Origin of the sequence: Streptomyces sp. NPDC048612 (assembly GCF_043199295.1) — a bacterium.
GTDB lineage: Bacteria > Actinomycetota > Actinomycetes > Streptomycetales > Streptomycetaceae > Streptomyces.
Window position 1 is genome coordinate 1 of record NZ_JBICVV010000069.1, and the last position, 1,124, is coordinate 1,124.

General features: G+C 67.3%; 1 protein-coding gene and 1 pseudogene. One reads left to right on the forward strand and one right to left on the reverse strand.

From position 1 onward, the window contains the following. Positions 1 to 234: hypothetical protein (locus tag ACGFN2_RS35905; protein ID WP_393367193.1), on the forward strand; the 234-nt coding region annotated here is incomplete at its 5' end. 18 nt (positions 235 to 252) lie between these two features. Here the strand turns inward: ACGFN2_RS35905 and istA are convergent. After that, positions 253 to 1,023 (reverse strand): annotated as a pseudogene (gene istA / locus ACGFN2_RS35910) (IS21 family transposase); the annotation flags it as partial. Positions 1,024 to 1,124: the final 101 nt, after the last annotated feature.

Genomic DNA, 1,124 nt, shown 5'->3' on the forward strand with positions numbered 1-1,124 from the left:
AGCGGAATCCTTCCCGGCAGCTCAACCGACCTCCTCGGCACGATAGGCCACGCCGCGCTGGCCGACCTCCTACCCGCCTGGCGCCGCCCTCGAATCAAGGCCCGCTCCCGCAAGAACCCGACCAGCAAGTACAGCCCGAACGCCGGACAGCACCCCGCAACCACGCAGACCTACACCTTCCACGCCGACATCACAATCTTCGAAAAGGGGCTTGCCTCCCGCTCACGGCGCTAAACGCAACGGTGTTGTGGTGACCTGCCGTTCGACCCGCCCTTTGCCGGTCGGCCGATAGGCGGCCAGCACATCGATGTCGAAGTCGTAGTGCCCGGCGAACGCGACCGCTTCCGGGTGCAGCGGCACCGCCTGGCCCGGGGCGACATGCCGGCGGACCACGGTCTTGGTCCGGTCGTAGACGATCGCCCCGGGAACCCCGCCGAAGTGCGCGAACGCCCGCCGGTGACACTCCCAGAACGCGGCCAGGTCCCGGCTGGTGGTGAAACAGCAGAACGGGTCCCGCGAGTACGACAGCACCATGTGAAACGAGTACACCTTCGGGATCCCGACATGGGCCAGGATGCCGCCTTCGTCGCCCCAGTCCACCTGCGCCTGGGCGCCCGGAACGACCTCGAACCGGCGGTGCAGCCCGGCCAGCTGATCCGGACTGATCCCCAACTCCGCAGCGATCCGCGGCCGGGCCTGCTGCAGATACAGCTTCACCCGCTGATAGTTGCCGGTGAACCCGTACTGCTCGACAAGGCGTTCATGGATCACCGTGCCCTTGAGCAGCAACTCCGCCCGCAGCCACGCATCGACCACGTGCGCGAACACGTCGATCAACTGCCCCCGAGCCGGCCGCGCCCGAACCGGCGGCACCACCTCGCCGCTACCAGCAGCCAGGTACTTCTTCACCGTCCGCCAGTTCAGGCCCGTCTCACGAGCGATCTCCGAGACACTCGCACCAGCCTCGTGCAACGCCCGGAACCGGCGCACATCCAGCCACCGCTGCTCATCCATCGCTCCCATCGCAAGCCGCCCCACGTCTGCCCGATCACGACCCGAGCAGCCTCACCCTCAGTCACCCGCTGACGACGGACAAACAGTGCGCACCTCTGCAAGATCAGCTG